Origin of the sequence: Kitasatospora sp. MMS16-BH015 (assembly GCF_002943525.1) — a bacterium.
Taxonomy (GTDB): domain Bacteria; phylum Actinomycetota; class Actinomycetes; order Streptomycetales; family Streptomycetaceae; genus Kitasatospora.
Genome location: NZ_CP025394.1, coordinates 2,052,300 through 2,077,310 on the forward strand (window position 1 = coordinate 2,052,300; position 25,011 = coordinate 2,077,310).

The 25,011-nt window shown below is 72.3% G+C and carries 19 protein-coding genes and 2 pseudogenes; 8 read left to right on the forward strand and 13 right to left on the reverse strand.

What is annotated here, in order from left to right:
* Window positions 1–145 precede the first annotated feature (145 nt).
* From CFP65_RS08785 to CFP65_RS08795, 3 genes are all read left to right on the forward strand, one after another.
* The gene (locus CFP65_RS08785; RefSeq protein ID WP_104815578.1) at window positions 146–1,984 is read left to right on the forward strand and encodes a bifunctional UDP-sugar hydrolase/5'-nucleotidase; all 1,839 of its coding nucleotides are present in this window, start codon (window positions 146–148) and stop codon (window positions 1,982–1,984) included.
* Between the two features lie 93 nt (window positions 1,985–2,077).
* Window positions 2,078–2,986, forward strand: a complete 909-nt coding sequence (locus CFP65_RS08790; RefSeq protein WP_104815579.1) for a hypothetical protein — start codon at window positions 2,078–2,080, stop codon at window positions 2,984–2,986.
* Window positions 2,987–3,056: 70 nt separating this feature from the next.
* Entirely contained in the window at window positions 3,057–4,019 is a 963-nt protein-coding gene (locus CFP65_RS08795) for a hypothetical protein (protein ID WP_104815580.1), read from the forward strand.
* On the opposite strand, the pseudogene CFP65_RS08800 reads toward CFP65_RS08795, so the two are convergent.
* A pseudogene (locus tag CFP65_RS08800) lies at window positions 4,020–5,094 on the reverse strand (GlxA family transcriptional regulator).
* A gap of 51 nt (window positions 5,095–5,145) precedes the next feature.
* Here CFP65_RS08800 and CFP65_RS08805 point away from each other — a divergent pair.
* Both CFP65_RS08805 and CFP65_RS08810 read left to right on the forward strand, forming a co-directional pair.
* The gene (locus tag CFP65_RS08805) at window positions 5,146–5,541 is read left to right on the forward strand and encodes a cupin domain-containing protein (protein WP_104815581.1); all 396 of its coding nucleotides are present in this window, start codon (window positions 5,146–5,148) and stop codon (window positions 5,539–5,541) included.
* 62 nt (window positions 5,542–5,603) lie between these two features.
* A complete protein-coding gene (locus CFP65_RS08810) occupies window positions 5,604–6,128 on the forward strand; it encodes a GNAT family N-acetyltransferase (RefSeq protein WP_104815582.1) in 525 nt (174 codons plus the stop codon).
* On the opposite strand, the gene CFP65_RS08815 is transcribed toward CFP65_RS08810, so the two are convergent.
* Window positions 6,094–7,335 (reverse strand): MFS transporter, encoded by a 1,242-nt coding sequence (locus CFP65_RS08815; protein ID WP_104815583.1) that lies wholly within the window; start codon window positions 7,333–7,335, stop codon window positions 6,094–6,096. The two genes, CFP65_RS08810 and CFP65_RS08815, sit on opposite strands and share 35 nt — an antisense overlap.
* A 54-nt stretch (window positions 7,336–7,389) precedes the next feature.
* On the opposite strand from CFP65_RS08815, the gene CFP65_RS08820 reads away from it, so the two are divergent.
* Entirely contained in the window at window positions 7,390–8,424 is a 1,035-nt protein-coding gene (locus CFP65_RS08820; RefSeq protein WP_104815584.1) for a DUF5937 family protein, read from the forward strand.
* A 34-nt stretch (window positions 8,425–8,458) separates the two neighbouring features.
* The gene (locus CFP65_RS08825) at window positions 8,459–9,691 is read left to right on the forward strand and encodes a S9 family peptidase (RefSeq protein WP_104815585.1); all 1,233 of its coding nucleotides are present in this window, start codon (window positions 8,459–8,461) and stop codon (window positions 9,689–9,691) included.
* Window positions 9,692–9,705: 14 nt separating this feature from the next.
* Here the strand turns inward: CFP65_RS08825 and CFP65_RS08830 are convergent, their stop codons facing one another.
* From CFP65_RS08830 to CFP65_RS08875, 10 genes and pseudogenes are all read right to left on the reverse strand, one after another.
* A complete protein-coding gene (locus tag CFP65_RS08830) occupies window positions 9,706–11,166 on the reverse strand; it encodes an aldehyde dehydrogenase family protein (protein WP_305778270.1) in 1,461 nt (486 codons plus the stop codon).
* A gap of 52 nt (window positions 11,167–11,218) precedes the next feature.
* Complete coding sequence (locus CFP65_RS08835; protein ID WP_104815587.1) at window positions 11,219–12,097, reverse strand: helix-turn-helix transcriptional regulator; 879 nt, start codon at window positions 12,095–12,097, stop codon at window positions 11,219–11,221.
* Between the two features lie 330 nt (window positions 12,098–12,427).
* The gene (locus CFP65_RS08840; protein ID WP_104815588.1) at window positions 12,428–13,888 is read right to left on the reverse strand and encodes a glutamate synthase subunit beta; all 1,461 of its coding nucleotides are present in this window, start codon (window positions 13,886–13,888) and stop codon (window positions 12,428–12,430) included.
* Window positions 13,881–18,479, reverse strand: a complete 4,599-nt coding sequence (gene gltB, locus CFP65_RS08845) for a glutamate synthase large subunit (protein WP_104815589.1) — start codon at window positions 18,477–18,479, stop codon at window positions 13,881–13,883. Before gltB ends, CFP65_RS08840 begins: the two co-directional genes overlap by 8 nt.
* A gap of 425 nt (window positions 18,480–18,904) precedes the next feature.
* Window positions 18,905–19,651 (reverse strand): VIT1/CCC1 transporter family protein, encoded by a 747-nt coding sequence (locus tag CFP65_RS08850; protein ID WP_104815590.1) that lies wholly within the window; start codon window positions 19,649–19,651, stop codon window positions 18,905–18,907.
* A 204-nt stretch (window positions 19,652–19,855) separates the two neighbouring features.
* Complete coding sequence (lgt, locus tag CFP65_RS08855) at window positions 19,856–20,794, reverse strand: prolipoprotein diacylglyceryl transferase (protein WP_104815591.1); 939 nt, start codon at window positions 20,792–20,794, stop codon at window positions 19,856–19,858.
* A gap of 63 nt (window positions 20,795–20,857) precedes the next feature.
* Window positions 20,858–21,715 (reverse strand): thioredoxin domain-containing protein, encoded by an 858-nt coding sequence (locus tag CFP65_RS08860; protein ID WP_104815592.1) that lies wholly within the window; start codon window positions 21,713–21,715, stop codon window positions 20,858–20,860.
* A gap of 40 nt (window positions 21,716–21,755) precedes the next feature.
* The gene (locus tag CFP65_RS08865; RefSeq protein WP_104815593.1) at window positions 21,756–22,265 is read right to left on the reverse strand and encodes a MauE/DoxX family redox-associated membrane protein; all 510 of its coding nucleotides are present in this window, start codon (window positions 22,263–22,265) and stop codon (window positions 21,756–21,758) included.
* 144 nt (window positions 22,266–22,409) lie between these two features.
* Window positions 22,410–22,667 (reverse strand): hypothetical protein, encoded by a 258-nt coding sequence (locus CFP65_RS08870; RefSeq protein ID WP_104815594.1) that lies wholly within the window; start codon window positions 22,665–22,667, stop codon window positions 22,410–22,412.
* 260 nt (window positions 22,668–22,927) lie between these two features.
* A pseudogene (locus CFP65_RS08875) lies at window positions 22,928–23,320 on the reverse strand (N-acetylmuramic acid 6-phosphate etherase); the annotation flags it as partial.
* Window positions 23,321–23,710: 390 nt separating this feature from the next.
* Between CFP65_RS08875 and CFP65_RS08880 the strand changes: the two are divergent.
* Window positions 23,711–24,142 (forward strand): hypothetical protein, encoded by a 432-nt coding sequence (locus CFP65_RS08880; RefSeq protein ID WP_104815596.1) that lies wholly within the window; start codon window positions 23,711–23,713, stop codon window positions 24,140–24,142.
* A 59-nt stretch (window positions 24,143–24,201) separates the two neighbouring features.
* On the opposite strand, the gene trpA is transcribed toward CFP65_RS08880, so the two are convergent.
* Window positions 24,202–25,011 (reverse strand): tryptophan synthase subunit alpha, encoded by an 810-nt coding sequence (gene trpA / locus CFP65_RS08885; protein WP_104815597.1) that lies wholly within the window; start codon window positions 25,009–25,011, stop codon window positions 24,202–24,204.

Sequence of the window (25,011 nt, forward strand, 5' to 3'; positions counted from 1 at the left end):
GCTCTTCATCTGTTGGAAACCGCAAAGGGCTACCGGTGGGAAGCTTCGCAGGGCAGACTTCTACGCGCGTCGCATCCGCTGACGGCCCGTCCGCCGCACCGCGCGCCCTTCTGCAGCGTCTCTCTGCCCCACGTTGGAGCCGTAAATGTCCTTGAACCGCCGTGACTTCGTCACCCGCTCGGCCGCCACCGCGGCCGGCGCCGCCATCGTCGGCGGCCTTCCGGTGGCCGCCGCCACCAACGCCTCGGCCGCCGAGCCGGCGGTCGACGCCGCGGCCCGCGGGCCGAAGCCGCCGTGGAAGGCGAAGTTCACCGTGATGGGCACCACCGACCTGCACGGTCACGGCCTGAACTGGGACTACTTCACCGACGCGGTCTACACCGACAAGGCGCACAACGCGGTCGGCCTCTCCAAGATCTCGACCCTGGTCAACCAGATCCGCGAGCAGGTGGGCCACAAGAACACCCTGCTGATCGACGCGGGTGACATCATCCAGGGCACCCAGCTCTCCTACTACTTCGCCCGGGTCGAGCCGATCACGGCCAAGCACAACCCGCCGAAGCACCCGATGGCCGTGGCGATGAACGCCATCGGCTACACCGCGGCGGCGCTGGGCAACCACGAGTTCAACTACGGCATCCCGACCGTCAAGGCCTTCGAGAAGCAGCTGAACTTCCCGCTGCTGGGCGCCAACGCGCTGCACGCCAAGGACGAGAAGCCGGCCTTCAAGCCGTACGTGATCAAGGACATGCACCTGGGCGGCGGCGGTCGCCCGCTGAAGGTCGGCATCCTGGGCCTGACCAACCCCGGCATCGCGATCTGGGACAAGGCCAACGTCTCCGGCCAGATGGTCTTCCCCGGCATCGTCGAGATGGCCGCGAAGTACGTGCCGATCATGAAGAGCGCCGGCGCCGACGTCGTCATCGTCTCCGCCCACTCCGGCATCGACGAGCCGACCAGCTACGGCGACCAGCTGCCCTGGCCCGAGGACGCCTCCGGCGAGATGGCCGCGGACGTGCCCGGCATCGACGCGGTGCTCGTCGGCCACACCCACAAGGAGGTGGCGCAGCGCATCATCGTCAACAAGGCCACCGGCAAGAACGTGGTGCTCTCCGAGCCGCTCTGCTGGGGCCAGCGCCTGACCTGCTTCGACTTCGAGGTCGAGCACGACAAGGCCACCGGCTGGAAGGTCACCGGCGTCACCTCCCGGGTGCTCAACTCGAACACCGTGGACGAGGACCCGAAGATCGTCAAGCTGCTCGCCGACCAGCACGCGAAGGTCGTCACCTACGTCAACCAGGTCATCGGCACCTGCAAGGTCGACCTCTCGATCGCCGAGGCGCCCTTCAAGGACGTGCCGATCATCGACCTGATCGGCCGCGTCCAGGCCGACGCCGTCAAGGCCGCGCTCGCCTCCACCCAGTACGCCAAGCTGCCGGTGCTGGCCCAGGCCGCGCCGTTCAACCGCACCGCCGACATCCCGGCCGGCTCGGTCAAGCTGCGTGACGCCGCCGGTCTCTACATCTACGAGAACACCCTGGAGGCCCGTCTGATGACGGGTGCCCAGATCAAGGACTACCTGGAGTACTCGGCCAAGTACTACGCCCAGGTCGCCCCCGGTGCCCCGATCGACAAGACCACCCTGACCAACCAGCAGAACACCCCGGACTACAACTACGACTCCGTCTACGGCGTCTCGTACGACATCGACATCTCGCAGCCGGTCGGCTCGCGGATCGTCAACTTCAAGTACGCGGGCCAGCCGGTCGACCCGGCCGCCCAGTTCGTGCTGGCCGTCAACAACTACCGTGCCAACGGCGGCGGCAACTTCCCGCACGTCGCCCAGGCCACCAAGGTCTGGTCCAACTCGGACGAGATCCGCAACACCATGATCGCCTGGGTCAAGGCCAAGGGCGTCATCGACCCGGCCGACTTCGCCTCGGTCGACTGGCGCCTCGTCCGCGCGGGCGTCCCGGTCTTCTAGCACTTCGGCCACCCCTCTGGCGGGCGGAACCGATCGGCGGCACTGTGCGTCACAGTGCCGCCGATTCGCTTTCACCACACGGGGGTTGGACCAATGAGGCGTCGCTCACCGCTCGGCTCGCCGCTCGCCGCCGCACTGCTCACGCTCGCCCTGGCCGCCTGCACCGCCGGCCGTTCCGTCGGCTACGACCTCGAGGTCGACCCCGCCCGGGACCGGGCCGCCGCGGTGGTCCGGGCCTGGGACGGCTCGGCCGACCAACGCACCTGGCAGCACGGCTACTACCCACTCGTCACGCGCTGGGACTGGGTGGCGGCCGACTTCCACAACGACTACCAGCGCGCCTTCCTCCGCGGTCAGCTGGAACCCCGGGCCGCCCTGCCGCCCTACGGGCCCGCCCCCACCGCCACCGTCGTCTGGGCGGACGGCTCCACCCTCGCCCTCCCGGCGCTCGGCTCCGCCGAGTCGCTCCGCTTCCTGATGGACGACGACGCACCCTGCCAGGACGGCTGCCACCCGATCCCGGTCACCGCCGTCCGTCCGGGCACCCGGCAGATGCCCACCAGCAGGGGTCAAGCCACCATCCCGGTATGGGAGTTCACCCTCGCCGGCTACCCGCAGGCCTTCACCTACCCAGCCGTCGCCCCCCAGCAGAGCCCGGGGCCGACCCCGGCCCCAGGAGCCACCCCGTCCCCGGTCGTCCCCGGCGCCATGGGCGCAGGCTGGACCAGCGTCTCCGCTGACGGTCTCACCCTGCACGGCAGCGTCGATCTCGGCTGTACGGAGTCGGTCTCCACCGAGGTGTACGAGACCGACACCGCCGTGGTCCCGATCGTGCACGTGCGCCCGGTCTCCCCGCCCGACGGCACGATCTGCACCGGGGTCGGCGGCGGCCCCTCACTCCGCGACTTCTCCCTCAGCCGCCCCCTCGGCGCCCGCGCCGTCCTCGACCTGAGCACGGGCCTGCCGCAGAGCATGGCCGCCCCGGCCCGCGGACTCCACTGACGGGCCACGGGCCGCGCACCTCCGGAGTACCGGAACGCCGCCGATTCACCGATACCACAAGGGAGTTACCGTGCCACGCCTCATCCACCGGGCCGCCGCCCGGCTGACGGCCACCGCCCTGGCCATCACGGCCGCCACCACCGCGCTGGCCGCCTGCGAGAGCCGGACGGCCACAGAGCCCGAGGCGGTACCGGTCAGGACCGGGGCCGCCGGCGCCGTCCCGCCGCTGCAGCGCGCCGCCGAAGTGGCCCGCGCCTGGGACGGCTCGGCCGACCGACGGGCCTGGCTGAGCGGGTACTACCCCCTCAGTACCCAGTTGCAGTGGGAGCCTTCGGAGGGCTTTCACAGCGGTGACGACAAATTCGCCTTCTACGCCAGCAAGTTGGAGCTCCACACCGCCCTCCCCCCGGCCGCCCCGAACGCGACCACCACCGTCACCTGGGCCGACGGCACCCACCTCGCCCTGCCCGAGCTCACCGCCGACCAGGTCTTCCGCTCCCTCTCCGAGGGCAGGCCGGACTGCCGGAACCACTGCCACCCGCTCGCCGTCACCGCCGTCCGCCCCGGCACCCGCCAGGTCGACACCAGCCGGGGCCAGGCCACCGTCCCGGTCTGGGAGTTCACCCTCGCCGGCTACACCCAGCCGTTCGCCTACCCCGCTGTCACCCCGCAGCAGACCACCGTCCAGGTCCCGCCGACCACCCCGTACCCCGTCATCCGCGACGCCACCGACGCCCTCTGGTCCGGCACCTCCCCCGACGGCCGCACCATCCACGCCCAGGTGATCGTCCACTGCGCCGCCCTCGACTCGGCCGAGGCCTACGAGACCGCCACCGCAGTCGTCCTGATCGCCCACCTCCACTCCACGCTCGAAACCCACCGACCCCCCGCCGTGGCCTGCGCGGGCGGCAGTCTCGCCCCCGTCGACATCCGCCTCCAGCGCCCGCTCGACACCCGTGCCGTCCTCGACCTGGTCAGCGGCGCCCCCACGCTCCCCCTCAAGCCCGGCCAGACCCCGGCCATCCCCGTCTGATCAGCCGGCGTCCGTGGTGGCCGGCCCGGCCGGCCGGCGGCCGGCCACCCCCTTGCGGGTCCCCGCCGCCGGGCCGAAGCGGGCCCGGTAGGCCGAAGGGGCGAGACCGGTCTCCCGTCGCATCAGGGTGCGCAGGTGGGCGGCCGTGCCCAGGCCGCTGCGGTGGGCGACCAGTTCGAGCCGGGACTCACCGCGCTCGATCAGGCGGCAGGCCAGGGCGACGCGCTCCCGGGTGAGCCAGGCCAGCGGGGTGGTGCCCAGTTGGGCTTGGAAGCGGCGGTGCAGGGTGGCGGGGCTGACGGCGGCGGGCGGCCAGGGCGGTGACGGCCAGCGGCTGGTCGAGCCGCTCCTGGGCCCAGGCCAGCAGTGGGGCGAGCGATTCGTCCGGGAGGTCGGGCACCGGGCGGCGGATGAACTGGCGCTGCCCGCCGTCCCGGTGGGCCGCGAAGACCAGTCGGCGGCTGACGGCGTTGGCGGTCTCGGCGCCGTGGTCCCGGCGGACGATGTGCAGCCCCAGGTCGAGGGCGGCCGCGCTGCCGGAGGCGGTGAGGATGTCCCCGTCGTCGACGAACAGCACGTCCTCCTCCAGCCGGACGGCCGGGAAGCGCTCACGGAAGGCGCCCGCCCACTGCCAGTGCGCGGCGGCGCGGCGCCCGTCGAGCACCCCGGCCTCAGCGATCGTGAACGCCCCGCTGCAGAAGCCGACCAGCCGCGCGCCGCGCGCGTGGGCCCGCCGGATGGCCGCCAGCACCGCCGGGCGGCGCGGCACCTCCACATCGGGCCGGTTGGGCACGATCAGGGTGTCCGCCGTGTCGGCCGCCGACAGCGGGGCGACTCCGGTGAGGGTGAAGAAGCCGTCCCGCATGGGTGTCCTCGGCGTGGGCGAGCAGAGCCGGAAGTCGTAGAGCTCCCGGCCCAGTTCGGGGCGGCGCAGGCCGAACACCTCGGTGGCGCAGCCCAGTTCGAAGGGGTTGGAGTTCTGGTCCACGATCACCACCACGCGGTGCAGGCCGTCCTGGCGAGCGGAGCGCGCCGAGTCAGCCGGTCGGACGGGGTGCGAGGAATCTTGCGGCATGTGCAATTCCTAGCACTCCCCCGGGTCGGCCGCGCCCGGCAGGATCGAGGCATGAGCGACCAACCCCTTCTCCTCGATACCGCCCTGGCCTCCTTCGACGCCCTGTGGAGCCCGCGTGTCGTCACCCGGGTCAACGACTACGACGTCCGGATCGCCAAGGTCCGGGGCGAGCACCTGTGGCACGCACACGACGACACCGACGAGTTCTTCCTCGTCCTGGACGGGGAGCTGCACATCGCCCTGCGCGAACCGGCCGGGGAGCGCACCGTACGGCTGCCGAAGGGCGCCGTCTTCACCGTCCCGCGCGGCACCGAGCACAAGCCCTCCTCCCCCGACGGCGCCGCGCTGCTGCTGTTCGAACCCACCGGCACCTCGACCGTCGGCGACCGCCACGACCCCGTCCCCGGCCATGTCGACGCCACGACCGGGCACCGACTGGAATGCTGACGCATCCGGCCGCCGGGCGGTGACAGGATCGGCGGGACAGTGTCGTCGACGGGGAGGTACCCATGGTGTTCGAGACCGAGCGGCTGATCGTGCGGCAGTGGGCGGCGGGAGACCTCGACCGGCTCTTCGACATCTACTCCCGCTGGGAGGTGGCCCGCCGGCTCGGGGCGGTGCCGCAGGTGCTGGAGAGCCGGGAGGAGGCGGCGGGCCGGCTGGAGCGGATCCGGCAGCGGTCGGCCGACCCGCGGTACGGGATGTGGGCCGTGGAGATCAAGGAGACCGGGGTGGTGGCGGGTTCGGTGCTGCTGGTGCCCTTCCCCGACCAACCCGGCCCCGAGGAGGAGGTCGAGGTCGGCTGGCACCTGCACCCGGACTCCTGGGGCCACGGCTACGCCACCGAGGCGGCCCGGGGCGCGCTGGCCAAGGGCTTCGGGGAGGGCCTGACGGTCATCCACGCCGTCACCTACCCGGACAACGGCCCCTCCCAGGCCGTCTGCGCCCGCCTCGGCATGCAGCCCCTCGGGCTGACCGACCGCTGGTACGGCAGGCCCCTCACCGCGTACCGGCTGGAGCGCCCGACGGCCTGAGGGCCCGGGGCCCGGCCCCGTCGAGGCCCAGCACCAGCGGGACGGCGGCCAGGCTGAGCCCCAGCAGGAAGAGCCAGGGCCAGGCGGCCCCGAGCCCGAGCAGGGCCGTCAGCAGCCCCGGTCCCACGGTCTGCCCGAAGGTCCAGGAGAGCTGGTAGACCGCCAGGTACCGTCCGCGCAGCGCCGGGTCGGCGAGGGCGACGCTCAGCTCCTCCCGGTGCGGAGTGGCCACCGTCTCGGCGGCGTTGTAGAGCAGCATCGCCGCGTACAGCCCCGCCGTGACGGCCCAGCCGGGGGCGGCACCGAGCAGGGCGAAGAGACCGAAGGCGGCGGCGTTGAGCAGCGAGCCGGCGGCCACCACCCGGGTGGGGCGGTAGCGGGTGAGCAGGCGGGTCACGGCGGTCTGGGTGAGCACCACCTGCGCGGTGTTGAGCACCAGCAGCGAGCCGGCCACCCAGGCGGCCCGGTGCAGCCCCTCGACCAGGTAGGCCGCGAGCAGCAGGCTGAGCACCAGCGAGGCGAAGACGAAGCAGAGGTTGACGGCGATCAGCCGCAGGTACCGCCGGTCCCGCAGCACCAGGCCGTACCCGCCGGTGGGGCGGGCGGTGGCCGCCGCCCGACCGACCGGGCGCCAGCAGAGCAGCAGCAGGGCCGCGACGGCGTAGCTGGCGGCGTTCCCGGCCACCGTCACCCGCAGCCCGTCCGCCCCGCCCCAGCCCAGCAGCACCGCGCCGAGCGCGCCGCCGAGCGCCAGCCCGGCGTTGCGCAGGGTGCTCGCCAGCGCGAACAGCCGTGGCCGCTCGGCCGGTTCGGCCGCGAGCACCACCAGCCCGGTGCTGGCCGTCCAGTAGGAGGCGGCGCCGACCTGGGCGAGGAAGACCACGGCGGCCACCTGCCAGAGCTGCCCGGCGGCCAGGAAGCAGAGGTAGGCCACGGCCGACAGCAGGTTGGCGCTCAGGGCCACCCGCCGGGCGTCGTACCGGTCGATCAACGGCCCGACGCAGAGCGCGGTGGGAGCGGCGAGCAGCCGCCCGAGGCTGATCGCGGCCCCGACCTCGGCGAGGCTCAGCCCGGTGGTGCGGACGAAGTAGACGACGGTGAAGGCGAGGAAGAGCCCGCTGCCGAGGCTGTCGATCACGTACGAACCGAGCAGCCGGCCACGCGGGGCGGGCCGGACGGCGATCGGTACGGAGGCTGTGGTGGTCATGCCCCGATCCTCGGAGCACCCCCGCCGCAGGGCCCAGGATTTCGTCCTGATGGAATGGTCGCCGTGTTCACCCTGGAGTTCTCCGCCCACGACCTCGCCGTGACGCGCTTCGCGTGCTCACCGCTCTCCGAGGTGACCCACAGTGTCCAGGTGCTGAAGGAGCCGGGCGCGCACGCCGTCCACCTTCCCTGGGTCCGTGCGGCCCGCGCGGCCCTGGCGGAGACGGAGTACGCCCTGCTCGACGCCCTGGTGCCGATCCCGACCGTCTACACCGCCGACTTCCTGACCCCGGTGCCGGAGTCCTTCTCCCCCACCCTGGACGAGGAGCTCGCCCGCCTGACCGCCACCGAACCAGCCCGGATCAGGGCCGAGTTGGACCGCTACGGGAGCGAAGTACCCCACGTGATAGCCGAGTTCAGGGCTGACCCGGAGGCCGGGCTGGCCCGCCTCGGCGCCGAGATCCGCGCCTACTGGTCGGCGGCGATCGCCCCGCACTGGCCGCGCATGCAGCTGCTCCTGGAGGGCGAAGTCCTGCGCCGGGCGCGGCAGATGTCGGCCGGCGGGCCCGCCGCGCTCTTCGCCGACCTGCACCCCCGGGTGAGCTGGGAGCGCGGCACCCTGCGGATCGCGCACCGCTGGTACCACGGCGAGCAGCGCCTGGACGGCGAGCGCGGGATCGTCCTGGTGCCGGCCGTGTTCGCCTGGCCCGGCCTCTACACCCAGACCCGGCCGCCGCACCAGCCGAGCCTCACCTACCCCCCGCGCGGCGTGGCCACCCTCTGGGAGCGCCCGACCCCGGCCCCCGACGGCCTGGCCGACCTCCTGGGCCACTCCCGCGCCCTGCTGCTCACCGAGCTCGGCGCCCCGGCCACCACCACCGAACTCGCCCACCGCACCGGCCTCTCCACCCCGAACGTCTCCCACCACCTCACCACCCTCACCAACGCGGGCCTGCTCACCCGCCACCGCACCAGCCGCACCGTCTGGTACGCCCGCACCCCGGCCGCCGACACCCTGCTGGCGGCGGCCGGCGGCACCAGGGTCGGGTCAGGGACGGATCAGGTCCCGGTCAGGGCCGTTCCCGGATAGCCCGGCCCCGACGGCCGGTCGCAGCATGGGAGTCATGCGTACCGAAGCCCCTCCCGCCCTCCGTCGGACCACCACCGGCGCCGTCCTCGCCGCCGCCGTGACCGTGCTCGCCACGGTGGCCACCCCAGCCGCCCTGGCCGCAGGCACCGACGGGGCCCAACGCGGCACCGTCGTCGAGGTCCGGCAGCTCGACCGGCTCAGCCCGGCCGAGGCGACCGCGCGGATCACCGCGCGCGGGTACAGCGGCCCGGCCGCCCGGTACGGGGTGGCGGACTACCGGGTGGTCTACCGCACCGTGGACCCGCAGGGCCGTCCCACCACCGCCAGCGGCCTGGTCAGCCTTCCCGAGACCGCGCGGCGCGAACTCGGCACCGTGGTCTACGAACACGGCACCACCGCCGCCAAGGCGGACGCGCCCTCGGCCGACGGCACCGACCGGGCCGACGCGGTGCTGTTCGCCGCGGCCGGCTACGCCACCGTCGCGCCCGACTACCTGGGCCTGGGCTCCGGCCCGGGGCCGCACCCGTACGCCGACACCGCCTCCGAGACCACCGCCTCGCTCGACCTGCTGCGGGCCGCCCGCCGGCTGGTCCGCGAGCACGGGCACCGGCTGGCGACCGGCGTGCAGGTCACCGGCTTCTCGCAGGGCGGCCCGGCCGCGATGGCCCTCGGCCGGGCGCTCCAGCAGGGGGCCGACCCGCACTTCCGGCTGGTCTCGCTGGCCCCGATCAGCGGCCCGTACGACGCCCAGCACGCCGAGGCCCCGGCCGGGCTGGTGGACGGCACGCTGGACGGACGGACCACCAACTACCTGTTCGGCTACTGGCTCACCGCGATGAACCGCGAGTACCACCTGTACGACAGCCCGGCCGAGCTGTTCCAGGCGCCCTACGACCGGCAGGTGGAGGCCCTCTACGACGGCAGCCACGCCGACGCGGAGATCTTCGCCGCCCTCCCCGCCGCCCCGCACGCCTTCCTGACCCCGCACGCGATCGACTGGGCCCTGCACCCCACCGGCGCCCTGCTGCGCGCCTTCCGGGCCAACGACGACAGCTGCGACTGGGCCCCGGACGTCCCCGTCCGGCTCTTCGCGGCGGACGGGGACCACTCGGTGGCCTACCTCAACTCCGAGCACTGCGCCCGGGACCTCGCCGCGCACGGCGCCCGGGTCACCCTGACCGACGTGGGCACGGTCGACCACTCGCCGTCCCGCCGCGCGGCCCTGCCGCAGGTCGCCGCCCTGTTCGAGCAGCGGCTCCCTGCCTGAGCCCTACGGGCGGTCTAGAACGGGAAGCGCGAACGCTCGTGCTGGATGGAGATCCACTTGAGCGTGGTGAAGGCGTCCACGGTGGCCTCGCCGTTCAGGCGGCCGAGGCCCGAGGACTTCTCGCCGCCGAAGGGCACGATCGGCTCGTCGGCGATGGTGCCGTCGTTGATGTGGATCATGCCGGTCTCGATCCGCTGGGCGAAGCGGACGCCGCGCTCGATGTCGCCGGTGTGCACGGCGCCGCTCAGGCCGAACGGGGTGTCGTTGGCGATCCGGACGGCGTCCTCCTCGCCGTCGAAGGGCACCAGCAGGACGACCGGGCCGAAGACCTCGCGGCGCAGGATCGCGGCGCCGTCGGGGACGCCGCCCAGCACCACCGGGTCCATCAGCGCGCCGACCGTCTGCCCGCGCAGCAGCACCTGGGCGCCCTCCTCGACGGCCTTGTCCACCTGCGCGGTGACGGCGTCGGCCTGGGCGGTGTTGATCAGCGGGCCGATCTGGGTGCTCGGGTCGCTCGGGTCGCCGACGCGCAGGGTGGCGACCTTGGCGACGAACTTCTCGGTGAACTCGGCCAGGATCGACCGGTCGACCAGCACCCGGTTGGCCGCCATGCAGACCTGCCCCTGGTGCGCGAAGCGGCTGAACACGGCCGCGTCCACCGCGTAGTCCACGTCGGCGTCGTCCAGCACGACCAGCGCGCTGTTGCCGCCCAGCTCCAGCACCGTCCGCTTGAAGTGGCCGGCGGCCACCTGGGCCACGTGTCGGCCGACCGAGTCGGAGCCGGTGAAGGCGATCACCTTGGGCACCGGGTGCTCGATGAAGGCGTCGCCGATCTCGGCGATGTCGGTGAGCACCACGTTGAGCAGGCCCGGCGGCAGGCCGGCGTCCTCGAAGAGCTTGGCGATCAGGGTGCCGCCGGTCACGGGTGCGTCCTGGTGCGGCTTGAGCACCACGCCGTTGCCGAGCGAGAGCGCGGGGGCGACGGCCTTGAGCGAGAGGAAGAACGGGAAGTTGAACGGGCTGATCACGCCGACCACGCCGACCGGCAGGCGGTAGAGGCGGTTCTCCTTGCCGTCCACCGGCGAGGGCAGGATCCGGCCCTCGGCGCGGAGCGAGAGCTGCATGGCCTCGCGCAGCATGTCCTTGCAGAGCGAGATCTCGAACGCGGCCTTGAGGTACGTCCCGCCGAGCTCGGCGATGATCGTCTCGGTGATCTCCCGCTCGCGCTCCTCGATCAGCCGGAGCACCCGCTCGAAGACCAGCCGCCGCGCGTACGGGTTCTGCTTGGCCCACTCCTTCTGCACCCGCGCGGCCGCCCGGTACGCCCGGTCCAGCTCGTCCACGGTGGCCACGGTGATCGAGGCCAGCTTCTCGCCGTCGTACGGGTTCAGGTCGACGATGTCCCAGGATCCGGTGCCGGTGGTCCACTCACCGTCGATGTACTGCCGCGACAGTTGCGAGAAGTAGGACATCAGATCCCTTTCAACCAGGTGTCAGCCGCTGACGGATCATCATCGTACTGATGTGTCAGAGGTCCTGGAGGGCAGTCTCCAGAAGTCCCAGCGTGCCCTCGGCCGACAGGCTGCCGACCCGCAGCCGCTCCAGCACGGTGCGGTACTCGGCCACCTCCGCCGGGCGGTCCAGGTAGATCGCGGTGGTGAACTGCTCCAGGTAGACCTGGTCGGGGAGGTCGCCCGCGCCGTCGAAGCCGAGCACGGTGAAGGCCCCGCTCTCGGCGGCCAGGCCGCCGACGCCCAGCGGCATCACCAGCAGGGTGATCCGGGGGTGCTCGGCCAGCTCGCCGAGCCGGGAGAGCTGGGCCCGCATCACCTCCCGGCCGCCGCAGGGGCGGCGCAGCGCGGCCTCGTCCATCACGGCCAGCAGCCGGGGGCCGTCGGGCGAGCGGAGGATGTGCTGGCGCCGCATCCGGACGGCGACCCGGCGCTCGATGTCCTCCTCGGCGGCGTTGGGGTTGCCGAGCAGGCAGACGGCCCGGGCGTACTCCTCGGTCTGCAGCAGGCCGTGGATGAACTGCACCTCGTAGCTGCTGATCTCCCGGGCCGCCTCCTCCAGGCCGAGGTAGGTCTGGAACCAGGGCGGCACGACCTCGCCGTAGGCGTGCCACCAGCCGGGGGTGTTGGTCTCGCCGACCAGGGCCAGCAGGGCGGCCCGCTCGGACTCCCGGGTGACGCCGTAGAGGGTGAGCAGGTCGGCCACGTCGCGCTGCTTGAAGCCGACCCGGCCGAGCTCCATCCGGCTGATCTTGGACTCCGAGGCGCGGATCTCGTACCCGGCGCTCTCCCGGGTGACTCCGCTGGCCTCGCGCAGTCTTCGGAGCTGGCTGCCGAGCTGGAGCCGCCGGGCGACCGCGCCGGCCCCGCCGTGTCCGCCCTGTACGCCGCTCATCGATCCCCTCCGCCTGCCCTGGCGCCCGTCCACTCCCGCGGGCGCAGTCTGCCACCACTCGCCTGCGTACGGCTAGCAGCAAGTGAGATGTACCTGACCATCCGTCACCTCGGAGCGGCCCGAGCCCCACCCCGATCCCCGTCCCGGACCGACCGGATCCGGACATGCGGAGAGGCACCTGCCCCCAACTTGGTCGGGGAGAGGGCAGGCGCCATCAGACCGCAGAGGCCCGGCAGCGCTGGCGGGTCGCGGGTGAAGCAACCGGACGGGGAAACATCCGGCGGTACACGTTGAGGGTTTTTCACACAGCCCGGTGCCGTCGGTGCGGGACTAGACGGTCAGCGGGCGGTCGGTGGGACGGATGGGGGCGGGCAGGGCGGTCTTGCCGCCGAGGTACCGGTCCACCGCGGCAGCGGCCGAACGGCCCTCCGCGATGGCCCAGACGATCAGCGACTGGCCCCGGCCGGCATCACCGCAGACGTACACACCGTCCACGTTGGTGGCGAAGGAGCCGTCCCGGGCGACGTTGCCGCGGGCGTCGAGCTCGACACCCAGCTGCTCGATCAGGCCGTTCCTGACGTCCGTCCCGGTGAAGCCCATGGCCAGGGTGACCAGCTGCGCCGGGATGGAACGCTCGGTGCCTCGCACGGGCTCGAAACGGCCATCCTTGAACTCGACCTCGACGAGGTGGAGCTCGGCGACGTTGCCGTCCTCGTCCCCGGTGAAGTGGGTGGTGTTCACAGCGTACACGCGCTCACCACCCTCCTCGTGCGCGGAGGTCACCTTGTAGGTCATCGGCATGGTCGGCCACGGCTGGTGGCCGGGGCGCTCCTCGCTCGGGCGCGGCATGATCTCCAGCTGGGTGACCGAGGCGGCCCCCTGGCGCAGCGCCGTGCCGAGGCAGTCGGCACCGGTGTCGCCGCCGCCGATCACGATCACGTGCTTGCCCTTGGCGCTGATCGGCGACTCCACGAAGTCGCCCTCCTGCACCTTGTTGGCCAGCGGCAGGTACTCCATGGCCTGGTGGATGCCCTTGAGCTCGCGGCCGGGCACCGGCAGGTCGCGGGCGGTGGTGGCGCCGGCGGCGACCACCACCGCGTCGAAGCGGCTGCGCAGGTCCTGGCCGGTGAGGTCCTCGCCGACGCTGACGCCGGTGCGGAAGCGGGTGCCCTCCGCGCGCATCTGCTCGATGCGGCGGTTGATGTGCCGCTTCTCCATCTTGAACTCGGGGATGCCGTACCGGAGCAGGCCGCCGATCCGGTCGGCCCGCTCGTAGACCACCACGGTGTGCCCGGCCCGGGTGAGCTGCTGGGCGACGGCCAGGCCCGCCGGGCCGGAGCCGACCACGGCGACGGTCTTGCCGGAGAGGCGCTCGGGCACCTGCGGGGTGACCCCGCCGCCGTCCCAGGCCTTGTCGATGATGGTGACCTCGACGTTCTTGATGGTCACCGCGTCCTGGTTGATGCCGAGCACGCAGGCCGACTCGCAGGGGGCCGGGCAGAGGCGACCGGTGAACTCCGGGAAGTTGTTGGTCGCGTGCAGGCGCTCGATCGCGCCGGACCAGTCGTCCCGGTAGGCCAGGTCGTTCCACTCGGGGATGAGGTTGCCGAGCGGGCAGCCGTTGTGGCAGAACGGGATGCCGCAGTCCATGCAGCGGCCGGCCTGCTTGCTGATGATCGGCAGCAGGCTGCGCTCGACGTAGACCTCGTTCCAGTCACGCAGACGGACGTCCACGGGACGGCGCTCGGCCAGCTGCTTGGGCGTCGTCAGGAAGCCCTTGGGGTCAGCCATGTGCCGCCTCCATCATCTTCGCGGTGATCGCGGTCTCGTCGAGACCGGCTCGCTCAGCGGCATCCTTGGCGGCGAGCACGGCCTTGTAGTCGGTCGGCATGATCGTGGAGAAGCGGGAGACCCCGCTGCCCCAGTCAGCCAGGAGCTCGGCGGCGACGGTGGAGCCGGTCTCCTCGTAGTGCTGCTGCACGGTCTCGCGCAGCCAGTCGCGCTCCTCGGCGCTGGGGGCCTCGATGCCCACCAGGCCGTGGTTGACGCTCGCCGGGCGCAGGTCGAGCACGTAGGCGACACCGCCGGACATGCCGGCCGCGAGGTTGCGGCCCGTCTCGCCGAGGATGACGACCCGGCCGCCGGTCATGTACTCCAGGCCGTGGTCGCCCACGCCCTCGACCACCAGGGTGGCCCCGGAGTTGCGGACGGCGAAGCGCTCGCCGGCCTTGCCGCGCAGGTGGATCCGGCCCGAGGTGGCGCCGTAGCCGATGGTGTTGCCGGCGATCACGTGCTGCTGGGCGTCGGCGCCGATGGCCGCCGCCTCGCGCGCCGGGCGCACGATCACGACGCCGCCGGAGAGGCCCTTGCCGACGTAGTCGTTGGCGTCGCCCTCCAGGCGCAGCGTGACGCCGCGCGGCAGGAAGGCGCCGAAGGACTGGCCGGCCGAGCCGGTGAAGGTGACGTCGATCGTCCCCTCCGGCAGGCCCTCGCCGCGGTACCGCTTGGTCACCTCGTGGCCGAGCATGGTGCCGACGGTGCGGTTGACGTTGCGGATCGGCAGCTGGATCCGGACGGTCTCGCCGTGCTCCAGGGCCTGCTCGGCGAGCGCGATGAGCTGGTTGTCCAGGGCCTTGTCGAGCGCGTGGTCCTGGGTGGTGGTGCAGTGCCGGGCGGCGCCCTCGGGCAGCTCGGGCACGTGGAAGAGCGGGGCCAGGTCGAGGCCGGCGGCCTTCCAGTGGGTGATCGCGTCGGCGGCGTCGATGTGCTCGGCGTGGCCGACGGCCTCCTCGATCGAGCGGAAGCCGAGCTCGGCGAGGATCTCGCGGACCTCCTCGGCGATGAACTCGAAGAAGTTGACCACGAACTCGGGCTTGCCGGAGAAGCGCTCGCGCAGCACCGGGTTCTGGGTGGCGACGCCGACCGGGCAGGTGTCCAGGTGGCAGACCCGCATCATGATGCAGCCGGAGACCACCAGCGGGGCGGTCGCGAAGCCGAACTCCTCGGCGCCCAGCAGGGCGGCGATGACCACGTCGCGGCCGGTCTTGAGCTGACCGTCCGTCTGGACCACGATCCGGTCGCGCAGGCCGTTGAGCAGCAGGGTCTGCTGGGTCTCGGCCAGGCCGAGCTCCCAGGGGCCACCCGCGTGCTTCAGCGAGGTGAGCGGCGAGGCACCCGTACCGCCGTCGTGGCCGGAGACCAGCACCACGTCCGCGTGCGCCTTGGAGACACCGGCGGCGACCGTACCGACGCCGACCTCGGAGACCAGCTTCACGTGGATGCGGGCCGCCGGGTTGGCGTTCTTGAGGTCGTGGATCAGCTGGGCCAGGTCCTCGATGGAGTAGATGTCGTGGTGCGGCGGCGGGGAGATCAGGCCGACGCCCGGGGTGGAGTGCCGGGTCTTGGCCACCCACGGGTAGACCTTGTGGCCGGGCAGCTGGCCGCCCTCGCCGGGCTTGGCGCCCTGGGCCATCTTGATCTGGATGTCGTCGGCGTTGACCAGGTACTCGGAGGTGACGCCGAACCGGCCGGAGGCGACCTGCTTGATCGCCGAGCGGCGCTCGGGGTCGTACAGGCGCTCCGGGTCCTCGCCGCCCTCACCGGTGTTGGACTTGCCGCCCAGGCGGTTCATCGCGATGGCCAGCGTCTCGTGCGCCTCCATCGAGATGGAGCCGTAGGACATGGCGCCGGTGGAGAAGCGCTTGACGATCTCGGAGACCGGCTCGACCTCGTCGATGGAGATGGACTCGCGGCCCAGCGCGTCGAACTTGAACAGGCCGCGCAGCGTCATCAGGCGCTCGGACTGGGAGTTCACCCGGTCCGTGTACTGCTTGAAGATGTCGTACCGGCGCTCGCGAGTGGAGTGCTGCAGCCGGAAGACGGTGTCCGGGTCGAACAGGTGCGGCTCGCCCTCGCGGCGCCACTGGTACTCGCCGCCGATCTCCAGCGCGCGGTGCGCGGCCGGGATGCCGGAGGCCGGGTACGCCTTGGCGTGCCGGGCGGCGACCTCCTTGGCGATCTCCTCGACGCCGATGCCGCCGAGCTTGGTGGTGGTGCCCGCGAAGTAGGTGTCCACGGTGGCCTGGTCGAGGCCGATGACCTCGAAGACCTGGGCGCCGCGGTAGGAGGCGACGGTGGAGATGCCCATCTTGGACATCACCTTCAGCACGCCCTTGCCCAGCGCCTTGATCAGGTTGCGGATGGCCTGCTCCGGCTCCAGGCCCGACAGGAAGGTGCCCTGGGCGAGCAGGTCCTCCACCGACTCCATCGCCAGGTACGGGTTGACCGCGCCCGCGCCGTAGCCGATCAGCAGCGCGACGTGGTGCACCTCGCGGACGTCACCGGCCTCGACCAGCAGCGAGACCTGGGTGCGCTGCTTGGTGCGGATCAGGTGGTGGTGCACGGCGGAGGTGAGCAGCAGCGAGGGGATCGGCGCGTGCTCGGCGTCGGAGTGCCGGTCGGAGAGGACCAGGATCCGGGCGCCCTCGGCGATCGCCGCGTCGGCCTCGGCCGCGATGGCCGCCAGCCGGGCGGCCAGTGCCTCGCCGCCGCCGGAGACCTTGTACAGGCCGGAGAGCGTGACGGCCTTGAGGCCGGTCTGGTCGCCGTCGGCGTTGATGTGGATGAGCTTGGCCAGCTCGTCGTTGTCGATCACCGGGAAGGTGATGCCGACCGAGCGGCAGTGCGCGGCGTCGGCGGCGAGCAGGTTGCCCTCCGGGCCGAGGTTGCTCAGCAGCGAGGTGACGAGCTCCTCGCGGATGGCGTCCAGCGGCGGGTTGGTGACCTGCGCGAAGAGCTGGATGAAGTAGTCGAAGAGCAGCCGGGGCTTCTCGCTCAGCGCGGCGATCGGCGAGTCGGTGCCCATCGAGCCGAGCGCCTCGCCGCCGGAGCGGGCCATCGGCGCCAGGATGACGCGCAGCTCCTCCTCGGTGTACCCGAAGGTCTGCTGGCGGCGGGTCACCGAGGCGTGCGTGTGGTGGATGTGCTCGCGGTCGGGCAGCTTGGCGAGCTGGATCTGCCCGGCGGCCACCCACTCCTCGTACGGGTGCTCGGCGGCGAGCTGGGCCTTGATCTCCTGGTCCTCGACGATCCGCCCCTGGGCGGTGTCGATCAGGAACATCCGGCCCGGCTGGAGCCGGCCCTTCTTGACGATCTTCTCCTGCTCGATGTCGAGCACGCCGACCTCGGAGGAGAGCACGACCAGGCCGTCCTCGGTGACCCAGTACCGGGCCGGGCGCAGGCCGTTGCGGTCGAGCACGGCGCCGATCTGGGTGCCGTCGGTGAAGGTGACGCAGGCCGGGCCGTCCCAGGGCTCCATCAGGTTGGAGTGGTACTGGTAGAAGGCGCGGCGGGCCGGGCTCATGGTGGCGTGGTTCTCCCACGCCTCCGGGATCATCATCAGCACGGCGTGCGGCAGCGAACGGCCGCCCAGGTGGAGCAGCTCCAGGACCTCGTCGAAGGAGGCCGAGTCGGAGTGGTCCGGGGTGCAGATCGGGAAGATGCGGCTCAGGTCGCCCGGGATCAGGTCGGTGGCGAGCTGCGACTCGCGGGCCGTCATCCAGTTCCGGTTGCCCTTGACCGTGTTGATCTCGCCGTTGTGCGCGACGAAGCGGTACGGGTGGGCCAGCGGCCAGGACGGGAAGGTGTTGGTGGAGAAGCGCGAGTGCACCAGGCCGATCGCGGAGGCGTAGAGCCGGTCCGAGAGGTCGGGGAAGAAGGGCTCCAGCTGGCCGGTGGTCAGCATGCCCTTGTAGACGATGGTGCGGGCCGACAGCGAGGGGAAGTACACCCCGGCCTCGCGCTCGGCGCGCTTGCGGACGACGAAGGCCACCCGGTCCAGCTCGATGCCGGCCTTGCCCGCACCGCTCAGGAACAGCTGGGTGAAGCGCGGCATCACGCTGCGCGCGGTGGCCCCGAGCAGCTCGGGGGCGACCGGCACCTCGCGCCAGCCGAGGACGGTCAGGCCCTCCTCGGCGGCGATCGCCTCGATCTGCGCCTGCGCGGCGGTGGCGGCCTCCTCCTCGGTGGGCAGGAAGGCGATGCCGACGGCGTAGGAGCCCTGGGCCGGCAGCTCGAAGGCGGCCTTGGCACGCAGGAACGCGTCCGGGATCTGGGTCAGGATGCCGGCGCCGTCGCCCGAGTCCGCCTCGGCGCCGGTGGCGCCACGGTGCTCCAGGTTCCGCAGCACGGTCAGCGCCTGCTCGACGATGCGGTGGTCGGCCTCGCCGTCCAGCGTGGCCACGAAGCCCACGCCGCAGGCGTCGTGCTCGTTGCGCGGGTCGTACAGACCCTGGGCGGCAGGTCGGGCATCCGGCACGAGCGCGTACGGCGTGGTGGCGCCGGCCTGGGGCTCGTTGGCGGAGTGCGTGGATGCGGACAGCATCGGCTCTCCCGTCGTCGTCTTGAGCGAAAAGTGGCAATAGGGACGACGTTGGCCCTCTGCGAGTGCGTGCGAGCTACATGATGCCGAAAATCCCGGTAAGTGGAATATCGCGTCCACATCGCGGACCGGGGTCGGGCTCTGAGCAGCTTTGCGCTGGCCCGCACACTGCCACCAGTGTGCCCCCGGCCGCCAGCAGCGAAACGACCGCGTAATCCGGTGTCCACATGCCGAGAACACGTCACCTGTGATTCCTCCGCCGGGGCGGCGGCCGCACGCAGGATTCTGCGGCCGACCAGGCCGAACGGCGCAGTCAGTGCAGGTCACCCGTTCGGAGCATGTGTGCAACGTCACGCGGCGTTCTGCATAAACATACGGGCCCGGACGCCCCCCGAGGGGTGTCCGGGCCCGTCCGCGGGCGTCGTCGGTCAGCCGACGTGACCACCGATCAGCAGGCCGAGCAGGTAGGTGACCCCGGCTGCGCCGCCGCCGAGCACCAGCTGGCGCAGGCCGCTGAACCACCAGCTGCGGGCCGTCACCCGGGCCACCACCGCGCCGCAGGTGAAGAGGCCCGCCAGCGAGAGCAGCAGGGCCGGCACCAGCGAGTGCGCCCCCAGCAGGTACGGCAGCAGCGGCAGCAGCGCGCCGAGCGCGAAGCAGAGGAAGGAGGAGGCCGCCGCCACGGTGGGCGAGGGCAGGTCGTCCGGGTCGATGCCCAGCTCCTCGCGGGCGTGGATGGCCAGGGTCTGCTCCGGGTCGGCGGAGAGCTGGCGGGCCACCTCGTGGGCCAGCTCCGGGTCGACCCCGCGCGAGACGTAGAGCTCGGCCAGCTCGGCCAGCTCGCCGTGCGGGTTGCGGCTGAGCTCGAGCCGCTCGGCCTCGATCTCGGCCTGCACCAGCTCGCGCTGCGAGGCCACCGAGGTGTACTCCCCCGCCGCCATCGAGCAGGCCCCGGCCGCCAGGCCGGCCAACCCGGTCAGCACCACGGCGCTGTTGCCCACGTTGCCGCCGACCACACCGGTCATCAGGGCGAAGTTGGAGACCAGGCCGTCCATCGCGCCGAACACGGCCGGCCGCAGCCAGCCGCCGTTCACGTCCCGGTGGTGCCCCTCGGCCGGGATGCGGGGCTTGGGCTGCTGCTCGTCGGTGCCGCGCTCGGCGATGCTGGTGCTCATGGTCTCGGGCCTTCCGTCCGTACGTCCCCCCTGCCGCGTCCGGGCACGGCGAACAGCCGTGAGCCGGGCCGCCCGCAGGGCTCTCACGTCTTCGAAACTAGCCCGATGATCTGACACATTCCAGCAAAGTAAGGCTGTCCGAACATGACGAAGGCCGCCCTCCGGATATCCGGAAAAGGGCGGCCGGGCGAGCGTCAGCGCAGGTCAGGACGGGTCTTTCGAATCCCCGTCGGCTTTCTCCGGGGCCGGATCGGCGGAGGTGGCCGCAGCGTTTTCCTTACCCTCGCCCTGGTCGGACTCCATCAGTTCGGCCTGGGCGGCCGGGTCGATCGAATCCGGCGCCTCGCGGCCCGGGCGGAGCCTGGCCGAGAGCACGAAGTAGACCACCGCGCCGACGAAGACGAAGATCGCCGTCCAGTCGTTCAGCCGCAGGCCCAGGATGTGGTGGGCCTCGTCGATCCGCAGGTACTCGATCCAGGCCCGGCCCACCGTGTAGGCAGCCACGTAGAGCGCGAAGGCCCGGCCGTGGCCGAGGGTGAAGCGGCGGTCGGCCCAGATCACCAGCAGCGCGACGCCCACGCACCAGAGCGACTCGTAGAGGAAGGTCGGCTGGAAGACGCCGTCCACCACGCTGCCGTCCGGCTCGACCTTGTGGATCTGCAGGCCCCAGGGCAGGGTGGTCGCCTTGCCGTAGAGCTCCTGGTTGAACCAGTTGCCCCAGCGGCCGCAGGCCTGGGCCAGCGCGATGCCCGGGGCGATCGCGTCGGCGTAGGCCGGCAGCGGCACCCCGCGCCTGCGGGCGCCGATCCAGGCACCGACCGCGCCGAGCGCGATCGCGCCCCAGATGCCGAGGCCGCCCTCCCAGATCTTGAAGGCGTTCCAGGGGTTCTTGCCGTCCCCGAAGTACAGCTGGTGGTCGGTGATCACGTGGTAGAGCCGACCGCCGACCAGGCCGAACGGGACGGCCCAGACGGCGATGTCACCGACGGTGTGCTTGGCGCCGCCGCGGGCGACCCACCGCTTGCTGCCGAGCCAGACGGCCACGACGACACCGATGATGATGCAGAAGGCGTACGCGCGCAGCGGGACGGGCCCCAGGTAGAGGACGCCTCGCGACGGGCTCGGAATGTAAGCGATATCCATGGCGGGGTCGACGCTACCCTGTGCGCCCCCGCCGACCACAACAGGGGCACGGGCACCGTTCGGTCACGGCGAGGGCGGGGTGTTGGTCTCGGCGGCGGTGCTGGTCGGGGCCGGGCTGGCCGAGCCGGGGCCGGTGGTGCCGAGCGGCTTGCCCGCGTTGGCCTCGTTGACCCACTTCACCAGGTTCTCCGGGCTGATCTCCTCGTCGCCCTTCTTGGGGTAGATCGGGGTGCCGTTGAGCAGGATGGTCGGGGTGGACTTGTAGCTGGACTTGTCGAAGTCCTGCTGCACGGCCGAGACCCAGCCCGAGTACTTGTTGTCGTTGACGCAGGCCTCGAAGGTCGGGCTGTCCAGGCCCGGCACCTGCTTGGCCAGGCTGATCAGCGTGGCCTTGGTGCCGAAGGCGTCCGAGGTCTCGTCGGGCTGGTTCTTGTAGAGCACGTCGTGGTAGTCGCGGAACTTGCCCGCGTCCTGCGCGCAGGCCAGCGCGTTGACGCCGTACTTGGAGCCCTTGCCGCCGAGCGAGCGGTCGATGAACGAGACCAGGTGGTAGTTGTTGTAGAGCTTGCCCTGGTCCTGGAGCTGGTCGATGGTCGGCGCGAACTGCCGCTCGAAGGCGCCGCAGGCGGGGCAGCGCGGGTCCTCGTAGATGACCAGGGTGGACGGCGCGTTCGCCGGGCCGTCCGGGACCACCAGGTTCTTCGGCCCGATCGCCCCGGCCGGGGCGGCCACCGGGGTGTCCGGCTTGGAGCGCTGGTTCTGCACCACCACGCCGACCGTCACACCGACGACGATCACCGCGAGCACGGTGCCGATCACCGCCAGCTTCTTGTTCCGCTTGGCACGGGCCTCCTCGGCGGCCCGCTCCTCGGCCAGCCGCTCGCGGGCGGTGCGCTTGCCTTCTCGGTTCTTCTCGCTCATGTGCTCAGGTCGTCCAAGGTGGGGGTCGTCTGGTGGTGGGTCAGGCGGCGAGCCAGGCATCGGCCGAGAGCTTCGTCCGGGGCCGGTAGATCAACCAGGCGGCGAGCAGCAGGAAGCCGGTGTCCCGGAGGATCTCCTGCAGGTACTCGGTCTGCGAGGCGTCGACGGCGCCGCCGCCGCCGAAGCAGCCGCAGTCGATCGAGATGCCGCGCGCCCAGGCGGAGGTGATGCCGCCGATGAAGGTGAGCAGCAGCAGGGCGGAGATGACGGCGACGATCCGGGTGCCGAGGCCGAGCAGGAGCAGCAGGGCCAACGCCAGCTCCAGGAACGGCAGCCCGTACCCGACCGGCTTGACCAGCGATTCGGGCAGCAGCTCGTACGCCCGCACCGCCTGGGCGGCCTCCGCCGGATCCGACACCTTCGCCAGCCCGGCCCAGGCCCACACCAGGGCCAGGCCGAGGCGGACGGCCAGGCCGAACCACTGCCCCGCCGACCCGTCCACCGCACGGCGCAGCCCGCTGGTACGGCGCAGCCCGGTCGTGCTGGTCATCAGACACCCCCTGCTCACAGGTCACTCACGCTTCCTGATGAACCGTAGGGGATGCGGGTAGGTTCCTCCATATTCGCGCATTAAGCCGAATGAGTGAACAATAGCGGGGTTATGTCTGATTTGTTCGATTCGCCTGTCGGTACGTCAGTGGTGTGCCGCCGCGCAGCGGCCGGCCGCCCGGAGCGTCACCAGGGCCGGCCGCCCGTCCACCTGCGAGCGGTCCGCCCGCACCACGGTGGCCAGCCGGGAGGCCTCACTGCACACGTACGCGTCCCGCTCCGCCCGCTCCACCCCACGCCTGGCCAGCGCGTGCCCCACCGTCGCCTCGGCCCCGAAGGCGGCCCCCAGCACCAGCACGGCCGTGGCCGCCCGCAGCACCACGGCTCGGTGGACGCTCAGCACACGCGGCTCCTTCGGTAGACCGTCTCAGTCGTCCCTCCACTCAACGCCGGTCAATCCACACCGATGCGTCGTGCCCGTACTCTTCACCCGGACGGGTCCACGAAGGTGCCCCGGTCGCACCAAGGGGCCAGTGCGTCGCGGAGGCGGCCGGCGTGCTCCCGGAGCAGCCGGGCGGCGGTGGGGGCGTCGACCTCGCCGAGGATGACGAGGACGGCGGGCTTGACCTCGCCGCCGGTGGCGGCGAGGGCGGCCTCGACGGTGGCCTCCTCGGCCCCCTCCACGGCGGTGACCACCGTGGCCGGGCCGCCCGCGATCAGCCCGACCACCTGCCCGGGCCCGGTGTTGAAGGTGGGCGGGCACTCGCTCGCGTCCAGCACGCCCATCCGCCCGGCCGTCCCGGCCCCGGCGTAGACCAGCCGCCCGCCCCGGCCCATCCGCTCGGCGATCCCGTCCACCGCCGCCGCGATCCGCGGCAGCTGCTCGGCCACCGCCGCCGGTACGGTGCGGTCCTCACCGTTCATCAGCTCGGCGATGGCGAGGGTGGGGAGCCGGTCGATCTCGGCGTGCTCGGGGCGGTGGGCCTCGGTGGCCAGCTGCTCGAGCTGCTCGCGCAGGGCGGGGATGAACTCGGGGGTGAACTCGGGGGTGCTCATGCTTCATCAGCTCCGTTGCCGGTGGCGGCGCCCCGGCGGGGGCCAGGGCTCGGTGGGTGAGGTCCAGCGCCGGCCCGGCGCCGGCGTAGCGGCGCTGGACGAGGCCGATGCTCAGGCAGTCGACCACCAGCAGCTGAGCGGAGCGCGAGGCCATCGCGGCGGGCCGCCGCTCAGCCTCGCGGCCGGCGCTGTCGAGCAGCAGGTGCCCGGCCAGTCGCCCGGCCCTCGACCGGGCCCGGCTGGTCACCACCACGGTGGCCGCCGCGGACGGGACAGGCTTTGGTCCCGAGTTCCGCGCGGCGCCGCCCGGGGGCGCACGGACCGCGCCGCACCACCGGCCAGCCATAGTTCGACCACGGAGAGTGACCGCTCCACTGCCAGACTGGCCGCATGATCCGACTCCGCACCGCCGCCGTGGCCCTCGCCCTCGCCGGCTCCACCATCCTGCCCGCCACCTCCCCCGCCCAGGCCGCGAGTCGCGCCGAAGTCCAGGTGAACGCCTTCTTCAGCCAGTACCGTGACGCCGTCCTCGGCCAGAACCCCAACCAGGATCCGCTGGAGGTCCGCGAGGAGTTCATGACCCCGGAGCTGAACACCCGGCTCGACCGGTGGGCCGAGGCGCGCGACGCGGACCCGGTCTTCCGCGCCCAGAACGTGCCCGTCGGCTGGTCCGTCGCCTACGGCGGCAGCGGCGCGGGGCACACCACCGTGATCCTCACCGAGGACTGGTCCGGCGGCGGTCACACCGACGTCTGGTACCAGGTCCGCCTCGACAACCTCCGGATCGACGGCCTCGAGGACCCGCCGCAGTCGACCCCGTAGCACCGAGGAACGACAGGGGTGCGGGGCTCTGCAGAGCCCCGCACCCCTGGATGGTGCAACTACCGCTTGCGGACGCCCTCGGCGAGGTCGGCGGCGAGGTCGCGGACGGCGGCCAGCGCGGCCTCCTCGTTGCCGTCCGCGTCCAGGATGCGCTGGACGAAGGCAGAGCCGACGATCACGCCGTCGGCGAAGCCGGCGACCTCGGCGGCCTGGGTGGCGGTGGAGACGCCCAGGCCGACGCAGACCGGGAGGTCGGTGGTGGCGCGGGTGCGGGCGACCAGGTCCTCGGCCATCGAACCGACGGCGGCGCGGGTGCCGGTGACGCCCATCACGGCGGCGGCGTAGACGAAGCCACTGCCGGCCGCGGTGACCTCGGCGAGGCGGGGGTCCTTGCTGCTGGGGGCGACCACGAAGACGGTGTCGAGACCGTGCTCGGCCGCCGCCGCGCGCCACGGGCCGGCTTCCTCGACCGGGAGGTCGGGGAGGATGCAGCCGACGCCGCCGGCGGCGGCCAGCTCGGCGGCGAACCGCTCGACGCCGTACCGCTCGACCGGGTTCCAGTAGGTCATCACCAGCACGGCGGCGGCCGGATGGGCCGAGGCCACCTCGGCGACGGTCCGGATCACGTCCTTGATCTTGACGCCGGCCCGGAGGGCGATGTCGTCGGCGGTCTGGATGACCGGGCCGTCCAGGACCGGGTCGGAGTGCGGGAGGCCGATCTCGACCACGTCGCAGCCGCCCTCGACCAGGGCCTTGACCGCGGCGATGCCACCGTCCACCGAGGGGAAGCCGGCCGGGAGGTAGCCGATCAGGGCCGCGCGGTCCTCCGCCTTCGCGGCGGCGAGGACGGTGCTGAGCTTGGAAGCCAT

Excerpts from the sequence above, each read along its gene's own strand:
- CFP65_RS08785 (WP_104815578.1), top strand. The coding sequence starts at position 146 with ATGTCCTTGAACCGCCGTGACTTCGTCACCCGCTCGGCCGCCACCGCG.
- CFP65_RS08790 (WP_104815579.1), top strand. The coding sequence starts at position 2,078 with ATGAGGCGTCGCTCACCGCTCGGCTCGCCGCTCGCCGCCGCACTGCTC.
- CFP65_RS08805 (WP_104815581.1), top strand. The coding sequence starts at position 5,146 with ATGAGCGACCAACCCCTTCTCCTCGATACCGCCCTGGCCTCCTTCGAC.
- CFP65_RS08810 (WP_104815582.1), top strand. The coding sequence starts at position 5,604 with ATGGTGTTCGAGACCGAGCGGCTGATCGTGCGGCAGTGGGCGGCGGGA.
- CFP65_RS08815 (WP_104815583.1), bottom strand. The coding sequence starts at position 7,335 with ATGACCACCACAGCCTCCGTACCGATCGCCGTCCGGCCCGCCCCGCGT.
- CFP65_RS08820 (WP_104815584.1), top strand. The coding sequence starts at position 7,390 with ATGGTCGCCGTGTTCACCCTGGAGTTCTCCGCCCACGACCTCGCCGTG.
- CFP65_RS08825 (WP_104815585.1), top strand. The coding sequence starts at position 8,459 with ATGCGTACCGAAGCCCCTCCCGCCCTCCGTCGGACCACCACCGGCGCC.
- CFP65_RS08835 (WP_104815587.1), bottom strand. The coding sequence starts at position 12,097 with ATGAGCGGCGTACAGGGCGGACACGGCGGGGCCGGCGCGGTCGCCCGG.
- CFP65_RS08840 (WP_104815588.1), bottom strand. The coding sequence starts at position 13,888 with ATGGCTGACCCCAAGGGCTTCCTGACGACGCCCAAGCAGCTGGCCGAG.
- gltB (WP_104815589.1), bottom strand. The coding sequence starts at position 18,479 with ATGCTGTCCGCATCCACGCACTCCGCCAACGAGCCCCAGGCCGGCGCC.
- CFP65_RS08850 (WP_104815590.1), bottom strand. The coding sequence starts at position 19,651 with ATGAGCACCAGCATCGCCGAGCGCGGCACCGACGAGCAGCAGCCCAAG.
- lgt (WP_104815591.1), bottom strand. The coding sequence starts at position 20,794 with ATGGATATCGCTTACATTCCGAGCCCGTCGCGAGGCGTCCTCTACCTG.
- CFP65_RS08860 (WP_104815592.1), bottom strand. The coding sequence starts at position 21,715 with ATGAGCGAGAAGAACCGAGAAGGCAAGCGCACCGCCCGCGAGCGGCTG.
- CFP65_RS08865 (WP_104815593.1), bottom strand. The coding sequence starts at position 22,265 with ATGACCAGCACGACCGGGCTGCGCCGTACCAGCGGGCTGCGCCGTGCG.
- CFP65_RS08880 (WP_104815596.1), top strand. The coding sequence starts at position 23,711 with ATGATCCGACTCCGCACCGCCGCCGTGGCCCTCGCCCTCGCCGGCTCC.
- trpA (WP_104815597.1), bottom strand. The coding sequence starts at position 25,011 with ATGGCTTCCAAGCTCAGCACCGTCCTCGCCGCCGCGAAGGCGGAGGAC.